Origin of the sequence: Flavobacterium sp. 90 (genome assembly GCF_004339525.1) — a bacterium.
GTDB lineage: Bacteria > Bacteroidota > Bacteroidia > Flavobacteriales > Flavobacteriaceae > Flavobacterium.
This window is the reverse complement of sequence record NZ_SMGE01000001.1, coordinates 950460-970135: the sequence shown is the minus strand read 5'-3', so window position 1 is coordinate 970135 and position 19676 is coordinate 950460. Positions and strand designations below refer to the sequence as shown.

The following is a 19676-nucleotide window of genomic DNA, read 5'->3' as shown; positions in this document are numbered from 1 at the left end:
CAAAAAAATTTCGTGGCGGAAAAAACTAAAAAAAGCAGTAAATTGGTCTAATAAAATAATGGAATGCAAAATTTAATAAAAAGGATAATAGTTTTAGCTGCGCTCGTACTTGTGATAGTTCTGGGTTTCAAATACTGTCAGTTCAAAAAAGAAGATGATTCTACCATCGATTATAACACCAATCTGATTCAGCAGCAAATTCTTAATGTTGGTAAATTGGTGGTTACTGAAGGACATTTTTCAGAAGTTATCACGTATAAAAACCAGCAGAAATACTTGATGGATATGGTTTCTTTTGAGAAGAAAGCACTTGTTGTTGTCAATGCAAATGTTACTGTAGCTTACGATTTGCATAAAATGAAATACGATATCGACGAAAAGAATAAAACCATCACAATTCTTAATATCCCAAAAGAAGAAATCACGATTAATCCTGATATTCAGTTTTATGATGTTGAACAAAGCAAGCTGAATCCGTTTACGGGAGACGATTACAATAAAATCAACAAATCTGTAAAAGCAAATTTAGCTAAGAAAATCGAAGCTTCCACTTTGAAAACAAACGCACAAAATCGTTTGATTAGCGAATTATCTAAGATTTTAATTCTAACCAATTCAATGGGTTGGAAACTTCAATACAACGGAAAAACTATTGAATCAGAAAAAGAGCTGAATCAGGATTTGAAGTTATGATTTGAGGAAGGTGCAAAGGTTCAGAGAGGCAAAGGTTCAAAGGTTTTTCCGCAATCTTGTCATTTCGATCCTGAAGCTTCGGGATCGAAATGACATAAAATGAGGTAAAAACTTTGCGACTTAGCGCCTTCGCGAGATTAAAAAAAATCCGCGCATATCAGTTTAAATCCGCCAAATCTGCGTGCAATAATATACTAAACCGCTTCTTTATCAAAAATCAAATCCAATCCGCCAGCAATTAAATGCGCCACTTCTGGACGTTTAACTTTCAATTGATCAAGATGAACTAATAGTTCCTGTAGAAGCTGATCTTCATTTGAATCCTTCAAAAGCTCAGCAATTTCAACAGAAAGCAACCAATCATTAGGATGATTTTCTTTCAGTTTAGTAAAGACAGATTTTAATTCAGATTTAGAATCTTTATTTTCTCTAGTCAAGCGAACAGTTTGATAAAGAACTTCAAGATCATCACGTTCGTCTGTATGCTTAGCTTTAATAGTAGTTGTTTTTGGAACAGAATTTATAAGATCAAAACTATTCACATCGGCTGGACCGGAAAAAGCAGAAACCACTTTTTTACCAATTGCCATATCATAATTCCCCCAATCAGGCTGAAACAAAATCGTTTCGCCATGAGTAACGGTACAATTTCTAAAACTAATCAGAATAATTTCTCCGTGTAAGTTTCTTGAGCCTGTAATAATTTCTCCTTCAACAATAATATTGCCTTCAAACTCCAGTTTTACAGTTTCATTTTCAACGATAGAGTACGCTTGCAAATCCTTTGGACTCATATCTTCAATCGCCAGATTAAAGCCTTTTAATTTCCCAATCGGACTTCCAAAACCGTGCGGATGCGTTAAAGTTCCGTGTCCAACCAATTCTTTTTCGCGATACGATAAAGCGGTTTTTCCTGTAGTTTGAATGTAAACAGGTTTTCCTTCATCTTCCAAAACATTGGTAAAAACTCCCGAAATTTGCAAACCAGTACTCAATTCAATAGTTCCTAAAGCATTCGAATGAATTAGCTTCTGAATTCCCGAAAGACCTCCCGTTCTTAAAGCCATTTTATTAGCAAATTCCTCCAGAATTAAACTTAAATAAGAGAAATTCGGTGTAACATATAGTTGAGGTTGCAATTGCGTAATATCAAAATTTTGATTCGCAGCCGAAATATCATAAGGGATTTTCTTTACATTATCCGTCATACACCAGGCACTTTCGCCAATCGAAGAAAGTAATCCGGCGCCATATATTTTTGGATTTTCAACAGTTCCTATTAAACCATATTCAACCGTCCACCAATGCAGGTTTCGAATCTGAGCCATTTCAGACAATTCGCCCATATTATTCTGCAAATCGGCAACCGCTTTTTCGGCTTCATCGATTTTTTCTTGCGGAGTATCTTCGGCTTCTTTCAAAATTGAAAGCAATCGAATCGCCTCATACATCTGATAATCTTTGTGTGATGAAATCGCTTTACAGCCAATTTCGCCAAAACGACGCAAATATTCAGCATATTCAGGATTCGCAATAATAGGAGCGTGACCGGCACCTTCGTGAATAATATCCGGCGCAGGCGTATATTCAATATGTTCTAACTGACGAATATCCGAAGCAATAACAAGCACATTATAAGCCTGAAATTCCATAAAAGCATTTGGCGGAATAAACCCGTCAACGGCAACAGCAGCCCAGCCAATTTCGGTCAGGATTCGGTTCATTCCGTACATACTTGGGATCGAATCAATTTCGATTCCCGTTTTGCGCAAACCTTCTAAATACGAACTATGAGCAACTTTTGATAAATAATCTACGTTTTTACGCATTACGTAGCGCCAAACGGCCTGATTAATTGGCGTATAATCGCTATAATCCTGCGATTTAATAAATTGCTTTAAATGTTTAGGCAATCGCTCTAATAATGGGTTGGTTTCAATACTTGCATTCATTTCGAAAACGTTGTAGATTAGAATGTAAAATTACGAATTTAAGACGCTATTTTTTGCTATTCATCACAATTTTTTTGTTCGAAATGATTTTTTATTGCAGTTTCTTTAGATATAGAGTTGTAGTTTATTTGGATTTTTTGGAGCTATTTCCTGCTATCCACTTGTATCTTTTCCTAGCTAAAGAAGCCAGAAAAAGGATACCGCTTCTATCAGGGCTAGGGCTTTAATTTTCAAAAGAATCTTTTTAATTATCCAGAAGTAAGGCTTTAGCAATCATTGTTTTCATAATTTACCTTTTCCATCTTATCTTCATAGAATTGAATGTCTTTTGCCGTCATGGGGACTTTTTTCAGCTCTGTTTTCAGTTGCTTTTTAGTGTCGGGACTTATCCATAAGCCGTTTAGAGTAGCGCTGTCTTTCTTTAAAATCATGACACCGGTAAATCCTTGCTCAACAAATACAAATTCGTTCTCGTTTTTTTTATTTTGAGTTGTATTTAACTGAATCCAATTGCCCGAATTGTCGTAACGATACATCGAAGTATACATTAGATCAGCGTTGCAAGGATGATTTTCAGCTTTTATATAAAAAGTTACAGCGGTTTTTCCGTCAATAGTGCCTTTGTATAAAATTGATTTAACTGTTTGTGCCTGAGCACCATTAAAAATAAAAAGAGAAAGAAGAAAAGAGAGTAATGTTTTAAACATATTTCAAATATTGGTTTGGTCAAATTTAACTATTTAAAAAATTATAATCCAAAACTATATAGCGAAATATCCTGCAAATTTTTGAATTAATGATTGTCTGCGTTTCTAAAATATTCAATTTTATGATTGAACATAAACGCCATATTTGTGGCGCGCATTTTTGCCTCTTCTGTAATTGGTCCTGAAAATTGAGTGTCAATCGAAGTATTAAAAATCGCAATCCAACGATCAAAATGAGTTTTGTCTACCGGTAATTGTTTGTGCGGAGGAAAAGGACTTCCGGAATAAGCGCGAACATCAAATAAAATAGTTTGCCAAAAGCCATACATTTTTTCTAAATGCACAGGCCAGCGATCTTGCAGTTTATCATTGAAAATTGGGCCAAGAAGATCATCCTTTCTAATCTTATCATAAAAAGTATTGACCATTGTTTTTATATCCTCCAGGTTCGAAATATCTTTAAGAGTTGCCATGTTTTATGCTATAAAGTGAAGTGCAAAAATACGATATATGATCACTTCTGTTTTCTGATATTTATCATTTTAAGATTATTTTATCTAAAGTAAATTAATCCCAAAAGGCTCCCATTTTCAAGCTAAATCTTACATTTATGAGGTTAAAATATAAGCCGTCTTGTATTTGCATAGTTTTAAAGTAAGATTTTAGTTATTTGTTAATTTTAAATAATTGAAAAACAGGTAATTAAAAAATTGTTAGATAAGTTTTTGTTAAGGAAAATTCTTAGTTTGATGTGTATTTGTAAAGTCGAATAAATGTCATTTTAATTAAAATTAACATAATATTGTTGTGAATTATTAAAATTAATCTTAAAAAATGAGAAAAATTAAATTATTAAAAAACTAGAAAACTATGCACAAAACTACCTTAAAACCTAAAAACCAATTAAAAGCTACGATAATGATAAAGGTCATTATAATGCTTTTGTTTATTACTAATGTAAATGCTCAAACAGTTACTCCGTGGATTACTTCGGGCGATCAGACAAAACTATTGCAACAGCAAGGTACTGTAAGTTTTGGAGCTAATTCAGGATCTAATCCTTCAACAGTAACGGTTAATGCCGGAACTACTTATCAGACAATGGATGGATTTGGTTATACACTTACCGAAGGAAGTTGCGAAGTAATTAGCGGAATGGCAGCAACTCAGCAAAATCAACTATTAAATGATTTGTATAATCCTACTACAGGTTTAAACGCAAATGTGGTTCGTATTAGTATTGGAGCTTCAGATTTAAGCAGTTCTTCTTATAGTTATAACGAAACTTCGGGAGATGTTAACATGAATAATTTTAGTCTAAACGGACCAGATTTAACTTATTTGATTCCAATTATAAAAAAGATTAAGCTAATCAATCCAAACATAAAAATATTAGCAACGCCTTGGTCAGCGCCACGCTGGATGAAAAGTAACGGTTCGTGGGTTGGCGGAAATCTGCAAACACAATATTATGCTGCTTATGCAAAGTATTTTGTGAAATATTTTGATGCAATGGCAGCACAGGGAATTTCTATTTGGGGAATCACACCTCAAAATGAACCTGAAAATCCAAACAATGAACCAAGTATGCTGATGAATTCTACAGAGCAAAAGAATTTTATCAATCAACAACTTGGACCACAAATGGCAGCAGCCGGATATGGCGGAATTAAAATTATCGCTTTTGATCATAATTGCGATAATACGGCTTATCCTATTGATGTTTTGAATAATAGCAGTTACGTTGACGGAGCTGCATTTCACTTGTATTTGGGAAATATCTCAGCAATGTCAACAGTAAAAAATGCTACAAACAAGAATGTTTATTTTACAGAACAATACACAGGTTCAGGCGGAAGTTTTAGCGGAGACTTTGGCTGGCACATGCAAAATGTGGTTATCGGAAGCACGACTAATTGGGCAAAAACAGTCTTAGAATGGAATGCCGCCAATAATTCAAGTTTAGGACCGCGCACTCCTGGCGGATGTACGACTTGTTTGGGAGCCGTAACGGTTAACAATAGTACAAGTTATACTAAAAATGTCGCTTACTACATTATTGGTCAAATCTCAAAATTTGTAAAACCGGGCGCTTTAAGAGTTGCTTCGTCAAGTACAAGTGGTTCGATTACTTCTTCTGCATTCAAAAATCCTGACGGATCAATTGCACTTGTAATTTACAATTCAGGATCTGCAAATACAATCAAAGTAGTATCAGGATCTTCGGCATTTGATTATGCAGTTCCAGCATCTTCTGCTGTGACATTTAATTGGGGAGCTTCAAATCCGGTTGCGGTTACAGGCGTTAGTGTGAGTCCGGCTTCGGCAACTATTACGGCGGGACAAACACAACAATTAACAGCTACAATTTCGCCAAGTAATGCAACAAATACAGCAGTAAACTGGAGTTCAAGTAATACTTCGGTTGCAACCGTAAATTCAAACGGATTGGTTTCTGGAGTTGCTGCCGGAAATGCTACTATTACCGTTACTACAGTAGACGGTTCTAAAACTGCAACTAGCGCTATAACAATAAATGCTGGAACAACAGGATTTCCTGGATACTATAATATCATTTCAAGAAACAGTAACAAAGGTTTAGATGTTGCAGATAATTCGACTACAAGCGGAGGTCGTATTCAGCAATATGATGTTACAGGCGGAGGCGGAAGCAACCAACGTTGGAAATTTGTTTCTACAGGAAGCGGTAGTTATTACATTATTGTAAAATCTACAGGAATGTATTTGGCAGTTGAAAACAATGGAACAGCAAATGGATTGAAAGTGCAGCAAAAAACGTTCTCTAGTTCTAATGAATTTAAATGGACTGTTAATAGTCTGGGAGGTGGATATTACAGTATTATCAACGTAAACAGTAATAAATCGTTGGATGTTGAAAATGTTTCTACAGCAAATGGAGCTAATATTCAGGTTTGGGATTATACAAGTGGATTAAACCAACAATGGCAATTGGTTCAGGTAGAATCAACAGCAAAAAGAGCTTTAACAGAAATTGCACCAACTAGCGAAACTTCAACCGATATGGCAATTTTTATTAATTCGACAAATGATTATTTAAAAATTGATACCAATCATGAAGGAAGCGCTACTGTAGAAGTATTCAATATTGGAGGACAAAACATCCTTAAGAAAAATGTAGATTTTGTAAAAGGAAATCCATCCGAAATAGAAGTTTCAAGACTTCCAAAAGGAGTTTATATCGTGAGAGTAAGCGATAAAACAGGTTCTTATTCTAAAAAGGTATTGAAGCAATAATTACATCAGGAATTCAATTAGTAATTTTATATTGATGTTTAAAAGGCTGTCTAATTTATTCAGGCAGCCTTTTATTTTTTATCCTATTAATTGAGTAAACAAATCCTGATTGTCGTTTAAATATTGAAATTCAAAACCATTTTTGGTCATATTCATTTTAATCGCCAGAATATCATTCTTGTTTTTCAATTCTAATCCCACAACTACAGAACCTACTTCGCGGCTGTTTTTCTTAGCAAATTGAAAATAAGTTATATCATCATCAGGACCTAAAATATTGTTTACAAACTCTTTTAAAGCTCCCGGACGCTGTGGAAACTGAATCATAAAATAATGCATTAAACCTTCATACAATAAAGAACGCTCTTTTATTTCGGCAGTTCTTTCGATGTCATTATTACTTCCGCTTACGACGCAAACGACTGTTTTTCCTTTTATTTTCTCTTTATAAAAGTCTAAAGCTGCAATTGTTAATGCGCCCGCAGGTTCTACAACCATTGCTTCTTCATTGTATAAACGTAAAATTGTGGTACAAACTTTTCCTTCGGGAACCAAGATGATGTCTTCTAAATTATAGCGACAGATTTCAAAAGTTTTATCGCCAACTTGTTTCACCGCTGCGCCATCTACAAATTTATCGATTGTGGTTAGAGCGGTGTTTTTGTTTTCTTCAATCGAAGTTTTCATCGAAGGCGCTCCTTTTGGCTCCACGCCAATAATTTTAGTATGTGGACTTAAATGTTTAAAAACTTCGGATAAACCCGAAGCTAATCCTCCGCCGCCAATCGGAACAAAAACGTAATCAATTGGTTCTTTATAGCTTTCAAGAATTTCTAATCCAACGGTTCCTTGACCTGCAATGACTTTTTCATCATCAAAAGGATGGATAAAGATTTTATGATTTTTAATGGCATCGGCTGTAGCCGAAGCATAAGCATCATCAAAAGTATCTCCGGTAAGCACAATTTCAACAAACGATTTTCCGAATAATTGTACTTGTTTTACTTTTTGCTTTGGAGTTGTTTTTGGCATATAGATTTTGCCTTGTATTTGCAAAAGATGACAGGAATAAGCAACACCTTGTGCATGATTTCCGGCACTTGCACAAACAATTCCGGTTGCTTTTTCGGTATCATTTAACGAAGAAATCTTGTTGTAAGCGCCTCTGATTTTGTACGACCGCACAATTTGTAAATCTTCTCTTTTTAATAAAATAGTAGATTCAAATTCTTCTGAAAGATTCAGATTTTGCGTGAGTGGAGTAGCAGCAACTACATTTTCTAATTGCTTTTGGGCAGCAAGTACTTCGTTAAATAGATTCATAATGTTTAAATTGTTTTTTGCCACAGATTAAATGATTTCAAATGATTTTTAATCTGTAGTTAAAATGTGATGTTTGTTGTTTTTTTTGCCACGAATTGCACAAATTTTCTCTAATTTTTTTCTTAACGATGGAAAAGAATAATTCGCGTTAATTCGTGAAATTCGTGGCGACTTTAATATTCGCTAAATAAAAAAACCTCCCGATTTGGGAGGTTTTATAAATTGTATTTTGTTTACTTATTTATATAATACCTCGCCATTATTGCTGAATTGCAATAATAGTAATAGAGATAATAATGTTATTTAAGTTTTTCATTTCAAATAATTGAATGGCAAATGTATTAATTATTTTTTAACTGGCGGATATTGCGCCAAAACTTTGCTCACAATTTCATTTACTCTTGCATCTTTTTTGTCAACATTTTTAGTCAGAGTTCCTACGCCTTCGCCTTGCCAGATCATTTCTTTCTTTTTGGCATCAATTAAGTCAATGTATAGGGTTCCTTCTGTAGAAGTTGATACTGTAGTCTGGTTTCCTCCATACATCATATAAGGATTCCATCCCCAACCCCAACCATAACCCCAGCCAGCGCTAAATTGGTTTACGTTAACTTGTTCTCTTGATTTAGTAAAAATGTTCACTAATAAATCTGGGTTTTCACTTTTGGTAAAACCTTTGGCTTGCATTTGATCATCAATGGCACGTAGAATTCGTCTTTTATCCAAATCAGATATTTCGACCTTATCAATTCCCGGCTTAAAAAAAGCATAAGTTTTATAAGGCGCAAAATCTACGTTTTTATCATAATCAGAATAAACACTAACCGTACTACATGAAGCTAGTATTAAGAGCAAAAAAACGGGTACTAATTTGAATGTTTTCATATGTTTAAAAATTTAATGTTCTCATCTTTTTGTCAGGCTGAGCGTAGTCGAAGCCCTTTTTTCGTTAGTTTTTGACTTCGCTCAGAATGACACTTCTATTTAAAATAGATTTTCATCTACGATATTAGGCAATGTTACTTTTAATAAAGGCTGAACTTCCATCGCTCTTTTTATAGCAAAAATTGCTTCATCATTTCTCGCCCAACTTCTTCTTGAAATTCCGTTATTAACATCCCAGAAAAGCATTGATGCTAAACGTTTTGAAGCCTCTTTAGAACCATCAAGAACCATACCAAATCCGCCATTTATAACCTCTCCCCAGCCAACTCCGCCGCCATTATGAATCGATACCCAGGTTGCACCTCTAAAGCTGTCTCCAATCACGTTTTGAATCGCCATATCTGCCGTAAAACGAGAACCGTCATAGATGTTAGAAGTCTCTCTGTAAGGAGAATCCGTTCCAGAAACATCATGATGATCGCGTCCTAAAACAACAGTTCCAATTTCGCCTTTTGCAATCGCTTGGTTAAAAGCTTCAGCAATTTTAATACGACCTTCGGCATCAGCATATAAGATTCTGGCTTGAGAACCTACAACCAATTTATTTTCCTGTGCACCTTTGATCCATTTGATGTTATCCTGCATTTGCTGCTGAATTTCATTTGGAGAAGTTTTAGCCAATTCTTCTAAAACCTGACTTGCAATTGTATCAGTTTTTTGTAAATCTTCTGGTTTTCCTGAGGTACAAACCCATCTAAAAGGGCCAAAACCGTAATCAAAACACATTGGTCCCATAATATCCTGAACGTAACTTGGATATCTGAAATCGATATTATTTTCTGCCATTACATCGGCGCCGGCACGCGAAGCTTCTAGTAAAAAGGCATTTCCGTAATCAAAAAAGTAAGTTCCTTTTGCGGTATGTTTGTTTATTGCTTTCGCTTGACGACGTAAAGATTCCTGTACTTTTTCTTTGAATAATTCAGGATTGTTTGCCATCATTTCGTTTGCTTCTTCAAAAGAAATTCCGACTGGATAATAACCTCCCGCCCAAGGATTGTGAAGCGAAGTCTGGTCAGAACCCAAATCAATTTTGATATTTTCTTTGTCGAAACATTCCCAAACATCAACCACATTTCCTAAATAAGCAATCGAAACCACTTCTTTATTGGCTTTCGCCAAAGTGACTCTTTTGACCAATTCTTCTGTCGAAGTTACAATTTCATTAATCCATCCTTGTTCGTGACGAATTTTGGTGATTTTAGGATTTACTTCGGCGCAGACCGTAATACAACCTGCAATATTTCCGGCTTTTGGTTGTGCACCGGACATTCCGCCAAGTCCCGATGTTACAAATAAATTTCCTTCAGGATTTAGTTTTATTTTTCTGAAACCATTCAAAACCGTAATCGTAGTTCCGTGTACAATTCCTTGTGGACCAATGTACATATAACTTCCAGCTGTCATTTGTCCGTATTGTGAAACGCCCAAAGCATTCATTTTTTCCCAATCGTCCGGTTTAGAATAATTTGGGATCACCATTCCGTTTGTAACCACAACTCTTGGCGCTTCAGAATGCGAAGGAAATAATCCCATTGGATGTCCTGAATACATCGTCAAGGTTTGCTCATCTGTCATTTCAGACAAATATTGCATCGTTAATAAATATTGTGCCCAGTTCTGAAAAACAGCTCCGTTACCGCCATACGTAATTAACTCGTGCGGATGTTGCGCCACAGCATAATCCAGATTGTTCTGAATCATGTGCATAATTGCTTTTGCCTGTAATGATTTTCCCGGATATTCGTCAATTGGTCTTGCGTACATTCTGTAATCAGGACGAAGGCGATACATATATATACGACCGTATTTTTCTAATTCTTCAGAGAATTCGACGATTAATTCAGCGTGATGTTTAGCTTCAAAATAACGTAATGCATTTTTAAGCGCCAGTTTTTTTTCTTCTGCCGAAAGGATTTCTTTTCGTTTTGGCGCATGATTAATGGCTAAATCGTAATCCTTTTTTGGAGGTAATATAGATGGAATTCCTTGTTTTATTTCTTCTTGAAAAATCATTTTTTTTTAAGGTGCTTAGTTGCTATCCCGAAGCATCGGGACTAAGTCGCTAAGATAATTTAGCAAGATTAACAACAGATTAATTTTTTGTTTTTTTAAATTAAATTATGTCGCCCCGCTGAGGCTTAAATTCTAATCGCCAAATTCTTATGCTATAAATATTGCAATCCTAACGGATTTATTTAAGCCTTGGAAAGGCGCAATATTTATAGAAAACAACACGATCAGCTTGTAAAAGCTCCAAAGGAGCGAAATACCTGTCAATGCAAATTAGGTCAAAAATTAATTATCTAATTATCAAATTGGCACATTTTCTAATTGAGATAATTTTAAAATTGACTCATTGGCACATTGACACATTTTCTAATTAAAAAAGCTAGGGATAACGAATATCCGACCTGTGATAGGATTTGTGGATCGTAATCCTAAATTTTCGCAAGAGAATATCCATATAAATATTTTAGATTGGTGATTTTAGATTTTTGATTCTTAATCTGTTTTTTTTAATTATCTCATTATCAAATTGACACATTTTCTAATTAGACTTTTTTCTAATTTGACCTGTGTTTTTATCAAATCCGTACGGACAATGACGGCAGCCACTTTTGCAGCAATAACCACGTTTTAGATGGTGTTTTTCAGTAAAGCATTTATAACCTTCGGGCGTATAGTAAAAATCTTCGCCTTCGATTAGTTTATTTTCATTACTTTGCTCTTTCATAAATCTGCTTTGGATTCTTGTTCTTATTTTATTAAAATCAAATTTAGTAAGATGATTATGATTTTAGCGAAATCGAACATTTTTTATCTACAAATTTATAAATTTTACAGCTAATGTTTCTGATTGTTGCTAAATATTTAATTCCGAAAGGATATCGCGGAATGGCTGTGTTTCCGTTTGTATTTTTAAAATACAATCAGGACAAAGAAAATCCCGTTTTTGTAAATCACGAAAAAATTCATCTCAGACAACAATTAGAATTGCTGATTCTTCCTTTTTATATTTTTTATGTTTTAGAATATATAATAAGGTTGATTCAATATAAAAACAAAGATTTGGCGTACCGAAATATAAGTTTTGAAAGAGAAGCTTATGCGAATGAAAATGATACTGATTATTTGAAAAACCGATCTTTTTTCGGTTTTTTAAATTACATAACTTTAAAAGAAAAATAAATTTTGAACCAGGAAATTCATACTGTTTTTGAGAACAATATTTCTCTGACAATTAAAAGAGAAGACTTGATTCATCCTTTTGTTTCGGGAAATAAATTCAGAAAACTCAAATATAATTTACTTCAGGCTAAAGCCGAAAACAAAACGACTTTGTTAACTTTTGGCGGTGCTTTTTCGAATCATATTGCAGCGGTTGCATATGCAGGAAAAGAGCAGGGTTTTAAAACAATAGGAATTATTCGTGGAGAAGAAATCTTTGATAAAATCGAAGAAAATCCAACCTTGAAATTTGCTCAGGAAAACGGAATGCAATTTGAATTTGTAACCCGCGAAGATTACCGACATAAAAGTGAAACTTCGTTTATAGAAAAATTAAAAGAGAAATTCGGAGATTTTTATTTAGTGCCCGAAGGCGGAACAAATGAGTTGGCGGTAAAAGGCTGCGAGGAAATTCTAACGGAAAAAGATGCAGTTTTTGATTACGTTTGCTGCGCTGTTGGAACTGGCGGAACCATATCCGGATTGATTAATAGTGCGTTGTCGCATCAGAAAGTTTTAGGGTTTCCGGCGTTAAAAGGTGACTTTTTAACAGATGAAATTCGTATTTTTGCAAAAAAAGATAACTGGAATTTAATTTCTGACTATCATTTTGGAGGTTATGGGAAGATAAATTTAGAATTAATTGAATTTATCAATGCTTTTTTTGAAGAAAATAAAGTGCCTTTAGATCCAATTTATACAGGAAAGATGGTTTTTGGCGTTATAGATTTAATACATAAAAACTATTTTCCTGCGGGTTCAAAAATATTACTCATTCATACCGGCGGATTGCAGGGAATTGATGGAATGAATATAAAATTGAAGCAGAAAAAATTACCAATACTTATATGCAATGGTTAAAAAAATAATAACATTCTTAATTCTGGCTACTTTAGTAAGTTGTTCGTCGAGTAAACCTACTATTGCAACGACTAAAAAAGCGGCTGCGGTTCAGAGGCCAAGAGTGGCAACTACCAAAAAACAAGCTCCGGTAAAGCCAATAGGCAAAAATTATCCTTCTACAAATAATACAACCGAGGTTATTCAATCTACTTCTAAAACGGTTGTTACCAGTGAATTAATCAATAATTATATTTTGCAATTTAAAGATATTGCAATGGGAAATATGCAGAAATATGGTATTCCTGCAAGTATCATTTTGGCGCAGGGAATTCTGGAATCCGGTGCAGGAAAAGGAGATTTAGCTTTAGATGCAAACAATCACTTTGGAATAAAATGTCATAATGATTGGTTGGGCGAAAGCGTTCGTCATGATGATGATTCGGCTCAGGAATGTTTCAGGAAATATACCGAAGCTTCAGAATCTTATAGAGATCACGCCTTGTTTTTGGTTGGGAAAAAAAGATACGCAAGCTTATTTACCTATGAAAAAGACGATTACAAAGCTTGGGCAAAAGGATTAAGAGCCTGTGGTTATGCAACAGATCCTAATTATCCGGATAAATTAATCAGTTATATAGAAAGATATAATCTGCATCAATATGATTGTCAGATTACGGGGAAAAATTACAAACCATTTGAGAAAACAACTCCGCCCGCAAAAAATCCTTCAAATTCAAATTCGAATGTAAATTCCAACGATCCTAATTTGTATGAAGTTCAAAAAGGAGATACTTTATATTCGATTTCAAAAAAATTCAACTTATTGGTTGATGATTTAAAGCAGAAAAATAATCTATCTGATAATGCGCTTTCTATTGGACAGAAGTTGAGGGTAAAATAATTGTCAATTGTTCATTATTAATTGTTAATTATAAAATTGCTACAAAATTGTCTATGAAAAAGAATGTCACAGTTGGAATCTTTACTTTTGCAATAATTCTAAGTATTAGAGTTTTTTGTGGAGTTTATATTCATGATGAATTTGCCGAAAGGCATTTTTTTATAAAACATCGTCCAACCTGGAAATGGTTATTTTATTCTCCGATTGGAATGTCTAATAAAAAAATGAAAGAACTTAGTGAAGAAGATCAAATAGAACAAAAATATTTTAATGAGTTTATATTAGATCAACGTTTAATTTTCTAATTAAATCTAAAACCTGAACTCAAAAAACTAAAATAAAAAATGATATATAAAAGAAGTAGTCAGCTTTTTGCTGAAGCAGAAAAAGTAATTCCGGGAGGAGTAAATTCGCCAGTAAGAGCCTTTAAAGCGGTTGGAGGAACTCCTATTTTTGTAAAAAGTGCCAAAGGTGCTTATTTATATGACGAAGATGGAAATAAATTAATTGATTACATCAATTCCTGGGGACCAATGGTTTTAGGGCATGCGTATCAGCCAGTTGTTGATGCCGTAATTGAGAAAGCAAAATTGGGAACTTCATTTGGAATGCCAACAGAATTAGAAACTGAAATTGCTGCTTTGGCGGTTTCTATGGTTCCGAATATTGATAAGATAAGATTTGTAAATTCAGGTACAGAAGCTTGTATGAGTGCGATTCGTCTGGCTCGCGGATTTACAAAAAGAGATAAAATTATAAAATTTGCAGGTTGTTATCACGGACATTCTGATTCGTTTTTGATTCAGGCGGGAAGTGGAGCTGTAACTTTTGGATCTCCAAATAGCCCGGGAGTTACAGAAGGAACTGCAAAAGATACTTTGTTGGCAAAATACAATGATTTAGAGAATGTAAAAACTTTAATTGAAGCTAACAAAAACGAAATCGCAGCAATAATCATCGAACCAGTTGCAGGAAATATGGGATGTATTCCGCCTCAAAAAGATTTCTTACAAGGTTTAAGAGATTTGTGTACTGCAAACGGAATTTTACTGATTTTTGATGAGGTAATGACAGGTTTCCGTTTGGCTCGCGGTGGAGTTCAGGAATTGTTTAACATCAATGCTGATATTGTTACTTTCGGAAAAGTAATTGGTGGAGGTTTGCCGGTTGGTGCTTTTGCTGCACGTGCCGAAATTATGAATTATCTTGCACCACTTGGACCAGTTTATCAAGCCGGAACATTGTCTGGAAACCCGTTAGCAATGGCGGCAGGATTAGCAATGTTGCAATCTCTTGATAATGATCGTGCAATTTTTGATCGTTTAGACGAAAAAACAGCTTATTTAGAAGCAGGAATTGACAGAGTTTTAAAAGCTAATAATGTTGTTTTTACAATCAATAGAGTAGGTTCAATGATTTCTGTTCATTTTGATGCAAATCCGGTTGTTGATTTTCAAACAGCAGCAAAAGGTGATAATGAAACGTTCAAGAAATTCTTTCACGGTTTATTAAACGAAGGAGTTTATATTGCGCCATCGGCTTATGAAACATGGTTTATTACTGATGCATTAACATATGAGGATTTAGATTTTACAATTAATGCAATTGATAAGGTTTCAAAGACTTTTTAAATCTTAGAAAACAAAAAATATTTTCAATTTAAGGTTCAGTTTTTTATAAAAACTGAACCTTTTTTTATGATTTTAATTTCGATTATACTTGTTAATAAAATGTTAAGAAGTGAGTTTGTTTTTTTATAAGTAGAATAAAAATTATTTTTGTTTATCGAATAACCACTAAACCTACCAATAAGTGAATAAATTTTGCATTTTTATTACAATGGCATTTTTCATGCTATTTTCTAATAATCAGTTTGCCCAATCGAACAAAAAGGAATCAAAAAAAGGCGATCCTGTAGTTGCACCTCCAGAAAAAAAGCCAGAATCGACAATTAAAGAATACAGTAAAGTAATTACTAAAGACGCTGTTTCTGATGACGGACTTTTTAAAGTGCACAAGGTCGATAAAAAATACTACTTTGAAATCCCGAATAAGTACTTAAATAAAGATATGCTTTTGGTAAGCAGACTTTCGAAATTGCCTGCTAATTTAGGCGGAGGATATGTAAATGCCGGTTCTGAAACTAATGAACAATTGATCGTTTGGCAGCGTTTTCAGGATAAAATCCTTATCAAATCAAAATCCTATAATGCGGTTGCAAATGATACTTTACCTATTAGTATTTCGGTAAAATCAAATAATTATGAGCCTACATTATTTGCATTTGATATTGTAGCTTTCAGTAAAGATTCTGCAAATACGGTTATTGATGTAACTAAATTTTACAGCACAGATGTTAAGGCAATTACCGGAATATCAGCAGAAATGCGTGATACTTACAAAGTAAAAGGACTTGACGATTCGCGAAGCTTTATCAATAAGATTAAAAGTTTTCCGATGAATATTGAAGTAATTCAGGATATGACTTATAATGCTTCAAAACCTTCAACGCTGGAAGAAACAGAATCGATAAGTATTCAAATGAATCAATCGATGATTTTATTACCGGAAGTACCAATGAAACCTAGATTGGCAGATCCGCGTGTGGGTTGGTTTACAGTAAGTCAGTACGATTACGGAAGCAATGAATTAAAATCAGATCTTAAAACATATATCAGACGTTGGAGATTAGAGCCAAAAGATCCTGAAGCATACAACAGAGGAGAATTGGTTGAACCAATAAAACCAATTGTGTATTACTTAGATCCTGCAACGCCGGAAAAATTAAAAAAATACATAAAACAAGGAATAGAAGAATGGCAAAAACCGTTTGAAACGGCAGGTTTTAAAAATGCGATTATTGCAAAAGATGCTCCAACAAAAGAGGAAGATCCTGATTTTAGTCCTGAAGATGTGCGTTATTCGGTTATTCGTTATGTAGCAAGTACGACGCGAAATGCAGTTGGACCAAGTGTTTCAGATCCAAGAACGGGAGAAATTATCGAAAGCGATGTGATTTGGTATCACAATCATTTGCGTTCTTACAGAAACAGATATTTATTAGAAACCGGAGCAGCAAATCCTTCAGCGCGAACATTACAAACCAGTGATGAAGAAATGGGCGAAATGATGCGAATGGTTATTGCTCACGAAGTTGGTCATGCTTTAGGGTTTCCGCATAATATGGGTGCAAGTTGTGCATATGATGTTGAGAGTTACAGAAATGGTGATTTTACACAACAAAACGGAATCTCGGCAAGTATAATGGATTATGCCCGTTTTAATTATATTGCACAACCCGGAGATAAAAATATTCGTTTTATTCGCAAAATGGGAGCTTACGATCATTATGCATTAAATTGGGGATACAGAGTGATTCCAAATGCAAAATCTCCTGAAGCTGAAGAAGTAACTTTAGACAAATGGATTTTGGAAAAAGCAGGAAATCCAATTTATAAATTTGGAGATCAGGGCAGTTCTTTTGATCCAACTTCTCAAACAGAAGATATTGGAAACAATTCGATGAAAGCAAGTTCATACGGACTTAAAAATCTGGAATATGTTGCAGGACATTTAAGCGAATGGACGAGTAATGTGACCAATAATTATGAAGATTTAGACGAATTATATAAAGAAATGCTGGACGTTTGGAGCAGATATGTTGGTCATGTTGTGACGAATGTTGGCGGTGTTTATGAAAATACTAAAAAACCAAATCAGCCCGGAAATGTTTATGAAGTTGTGCCGAAAGCAAAACAAATCGAAGCGATGAATTGGCTTCAAACAAATGCTTTTGCTTCGCCAACCTGGATTGTAAATGTAAATACTTTAAAAAATACAAATTCTGCAGGTTATTCAGAAAAGTTTAGAAGTTTACAAGTACGTCACTTAAATAATTTATTGAGTATCTCCCGAATTGGTAGATTAATGGATAATGAAATTCTTGGCGCTGATACTTACAAAGCTTTAGATTTACTGAAAGATACCAGAAAAGGAATCTGGAAAGAAGCAGTAACTCCAGCTAATGTGACAATATATAGAAGAAACTTACAACGAGGTTATATTGACAGAATGGGAACTTTGATGATCGAGGAAATTAAACCAACAGATAAATCAACGACCTATTATAATGTGGTACAATCTGATCTTAGAGCTTTAGTTCGAGGTGAATTAACGGCATTACGAAGCACACTTTTAGCAGCAAAAGCAAGACCCGTAAACACAGAAACAAAATACCATTATGAAGATTGTATCAAAAGAATTGATTTAATTCTTAATCCAAAATAGGAATGTATAACAAAAAAGAGGCTTTTTAAAGCCTCTTTTTTGTTTGAACTCAATTACATTTTATCTTTTCTGTGTTCTTTCATTTTGTCTTTACGTTCTTTTTGAATTGCTGTCCATTTTTTATATTGATCAGCATTCAAAATAGATTTCATTTTTGCATCTGTTGCTTTGTGATCTTCTTCCATTTGTTTTTTCATGGCTTTTTTCTCAGCATCAGTTGGTGGTGTTGCATTGTCTCTTCGGCTCTTTTTAAGCATTGCCATTTTGGTACTTCTGTCAGACAAAAGCTCGCTAACTTGTTTTTGCTGATCTGTATTTAAATTTAGATCTGTAGTCAATTTTTGCAAATGTGCCTGATCGCGTTCTTGTGGAGATTTCATGTCTCTTCTGCCTTTATGATCGCCTTTGCGATCGTGCTCTTTTTTAAGAGCAGTCCATTTTGTGTACTGATCGGTGTTTAGAATTGATTTCATTTTAGCATCGTTTGCTGCTTTTTCAGTATCCATTTGTTTTTTAAAAGCTTCTCTTTCTGCCTCAGTAGGTTTTGTTTTGCTGTCTTTTTTACCATCTCTAAACTTTTCGACTTTGGCACTTCTTTCTGCCAGTAACTGTTTTACTTGTTCCTGTTGTTTTTTATCTAAATTCAATTCAGAAGTTAACTTTTGTAAATGTTTTTCATTACGTTGTTCCGGAGTTAATTTTTCTCGTTGATCACGTGTCGTTTTCTGATTGATGTCTTGTGCAAAACTTATTACTCCAACGAATAATAAAGCTGCGATAAATAATTTTTTCATAATTCGTTTTTTTAAAAGGTTTATAGCAATTAGACTGCCATGATTTTATTAAGTTTAATCGAATTGTCGGATTTATCTTTTAATTAACAGAAAGTAATAAGGAAAGCATAAAACTTTTCAAAAATAAAAAAGAGGCTATCAAAGCCTCTTTTTGTAAACTATAATTAGTTATTCTCTTTTTTGTATTCTTTCATTTTCTCTCTCGCTTTGTCTTTATTCTCTTCCTGAATTGCTTTCCATTTTGTGTATTGGTCTGCATTTAAGATAGATTTCATTTTAGCATCATTTGCATCTCTTTCGGCTATTACTTCTTTTTTGAAAGCTTCTTTTTCAGCTGCAGTTGGTTTTACATCGCTGTCTTTTTTTGCTTTACGGGTTTCTTTAAATTTTTCAGCTTTAGCATTTCTGTCGGCTAGAAGTTGCTTTACTTGTGCTTGTTGATTTGCATCTAAGTTTAATTCAGAAGTAAGTTTTTTTAATTGTTTGTCACTACGTTGTTCCGGAGTCAATCTTTCTCTTTGTTCGCGAGGTGGTTTTTGATCCGCTTCTTGTGCAAAACTAGCTACTCCGATGAATAACAAAGCTGCGATGAATAATTTTTTCATGATGTAAGTTTTTTAATTGTTATACCATTTAGACTTTATCAGATTCAATAGGTTTAATCTGAGTATCAGAATTATAGATTATTTAACAAAATTAAAAATATAAAATAGCGATTTGTCTG

Annotated in this window: 17 protein-coding genes; 8 read left to right on the top strand and 9 right to left on the bottom strand. The window is 34.1% G+C overall.

Features of this window, described 5'->3' with window-relative positions:
* Nucleotides 1-63 precede the first annotated feature (63 nt).
* Nucleotides 64-693, top strand: a complete 630-nt coding sequence (locus C8C83_RS03840; RefSeq protein WP_121326506.1) for a DUF4230 domain-containing protein — start codon at nucleotides 64-66, stop codon at nucleotides 691-693.
* 194 nt (nucleotides 694-887) lie between these two features.
* Here C8C83_RS03840 and C8C83_RS03835 read toward each other — a convergent pair whose 3' ends face one another.
* The 3 genes from C8C83_RS03835 to C8C83_RS03825 all read right to left on the bottom strand — a co-directional run bounded on the left by C8C83_RS03835 (nucleotide 888) and on the right by C8C83_RS03825 (nucleotide 3825).
* Complete coding sequence (locus tag C8C83_RS03835; RefSeq protein WP_121326505.1) at nucleotides 888-2645, bottom strand: aromatic amino acid hydroxylase; 1758 nt, start codon at nucleotides 2643-2645, stop codon at nucleotides 888-890.
* A gap of 266 nt (nucleotides 2646-2911) precedes the next feature.
* Nucleotides 2912-3352 (bottom strand): hypothetical protein, encoded by a 441-nt coding sequence (locus C8C83_RS03830; RefSeq protein ID WP_121326504.1) that lies wholly within the window; start codon nucleotides 3350-3352, stop codon nucleotides 2912-2914.
* An 86-nt stretch (nucleotides 3353-3438) separates the two neighbouring features.
* A complete protein-coding gene (locus C8C83_RS03825) occupies nucleotides 3439-3825 on the bottom strand; it encodes a group III truncated hemoglobin (RefSeq protein ID WP_121326503.1) in 387 nt (128 codons plus the stop codon).
* A gap of 397 nt (nucleotides 3826-4222) precedes the next feature.
* Here C8C83_RS03825 and C8C83_RS03820 point away from each other — a divergent pair, with 397 nt between their 5' ends.
* Nucleotides 4223-6628 (top strand): RICIN domain-containing protein, encoded by a 2406-nt coding sequence (locus C8C83_RS03820; protein WP_121326502.1) that lies wholly within the window; start codon nucleotides 4223-4225, stop codon nucleotides 6626-6628.
* A 78-nt stretch (nucleotides 6629-6706) separates the two neighbouring features.
* On the opposite strand, the gene ilvA is transcribed toward C8C83_RS03820, so the two are convergent.
* The 4 genes from ilvA to C8C83_RS03800 form a co-directional block, all read right to left on the bottom strand.
* The gene (gene ilvA / locus C8C83_RS03815) at nucleotides 6707-7951 is read right to left on the bottom strand and encodes a threonine ammonia-lyase IlvA (RefSeq protein WP_121329941.1); all 1245 of its coding nucleotides are present in this window, start codon (nucleotides 7949-7951) and stop codon (nucleotides 6707-6709) included.
* Between the two features lie 345 nt (nucleotides 7952-8296).
* On the bottom strand, nucleotides 8297-8836 hold the full coding sequence (locus C8C83_RS03810) for a DUF4136 domain-containing protein (protein WP_121326501.1): 540 nt from the start codon (nucleotides 8834-8836) through the stop codon (nucleotides 8297-8299).
* 99 nt (nucleotides 8837-8935) lie between these two features.
* Complete coding sequence (locus tag C8C83_RS03805; RefSeq protein ID WP_121326500.1) at nucleotides 8936-10912, bottom strand: urocanate hydratase; 1977 nt, start codon at nucleotides 10910-10912, stop codon at nucleotides 8936-8938.
* A 535-nt stretch (nucleotides 10913-11447) separates the two neighbouring features.
* The gene (locus C8C83_RS03800) at nucleotides 11448-11633 is read right to left on the bottom strand and encodes a DUF5522 domain-containing protein (protein ID WP_041517399.1); all 186 of its coding nucleotides are present in this window, start codon (nucleotides 11631-11633) and stop codon (nucleotides 11448-11450) included.
* A gap of 113 nt (nucleotides 11634-11746) precedes the next feature.
* On the opposite strand from C8C83_RS03800, the gene C8C83_RS03795 reads away from it, so the two are divergent.
* The 6 genes from C8C83_RS03795 to C8C83_RS03770 all read left to right on the top strand — a co-directional run bounded on the left by C8C83_RS03795 (nucleotide 11747) and on the right by C8C83_RS03770 (nucleotide 18158).
* The gene (locus tag C8C83_RS03795; protein ID WP_132011664.1) at nucleotides 11747-12088 is read left to right on the top strand and encodes a hypothetical protein; all 342 of its coding nucleotides are present in this window, start codon (nucleotides 11747-11749) and stop codon (nucleotides 12086-12088) included.
* A 3-nt stretch (nucleotides 12089-12091) separates the two neighbouring features.
* A complete protein-coding gene (locus tag C8C83_RS03790) occupies nucleotides 12092-12988 on the top strand; it encodes a pyridoxal-phosphate dependent enzyme (RefSeq protein WP_121326499.1) in 897 nt (298 codons plus the stop codon).
* Nucleotides 12981-13871: a glucosaminidase domain-containing protein gene (locus C8C83_RS03785; RefSeq protein ID WP_121326498.1), complete on the top strand. Its 891-nt coding sequence runs from the start codon at nucleotides 12981-12983 to the stop codon at nucleotides 13869-13871. Before C8C83_RS03790 ends, C8C83_RS03785 begins: the two co-directional genes overlap by 8 nt.
* Before the next feature lie 53 nt (nucleotides 13872-13924).
* The gene (locus C8C83_RS03780; RefSeq protein WP_121326497.1) at nucleotides 13925-14176 is read left to right on the top strand and encodes a hypothetical protein; all 252 of its coding nucleotides are present in this window, start codon (nucleotides 13925-13927) and stop codon (nucleotides 14174-14176) included.
* 39 nt (nucleotides 14177-14215) lie between these two features.
* Nucleotides 14216-15502, top strand: coding sequence for a glutamate-1-semialdehyde 2,1-aminomutase (hemL, locus tag C8C83_RS03775; RefSeq protein WP_121326496.1), 1287 nt, complete (start codon nucleotides 14216-14218; stop codon nucleotides 15500-15502).
* A gap of 181 nt (nucleotides 15503-15683) precedes the next feature.
* Nucleotides 15684-18158: a zinc-dependent metalloprotease gene (locus C8C83_RS03770; RefSeq protein ID WP_121326495.1), complete on the top strand. Its 2475-nt coding sequence runs from the start codon at nucleotides 15684-15686 to the stop codon at nucleotides 18156-18158.
* 53 nt (nucleotides 18159-18211) lie between these two features.
* Here C8C83_RS03770 and C8C83_RS27370 read toward each other — a convergent pair whose 3' ends face one another.
* A complete protein-coding gene (locus C8C83_RS27370; RefSeq protein WP_233565995.1) occupies nucleotides 18212-18952 on the bottom strand; it encodes a hypothetical protein in 741 nt (246 codons plus the stop codon).
* 164 nt (nucleotides 18953-19116) lie between these two features.
* Nucleotides 19117-19557, bottom strand: coding sequence for a hypothetical protein (locus tag C8C83_RS03760; protein ID WP_121326494.1), 441 nt, complete (start codon nucleotides 19555-19557; stop codon nucleotides 19117-19119).
* Between the last annotated feature and the right edge of the window lie 119 nt (nucleotides 19558-19676).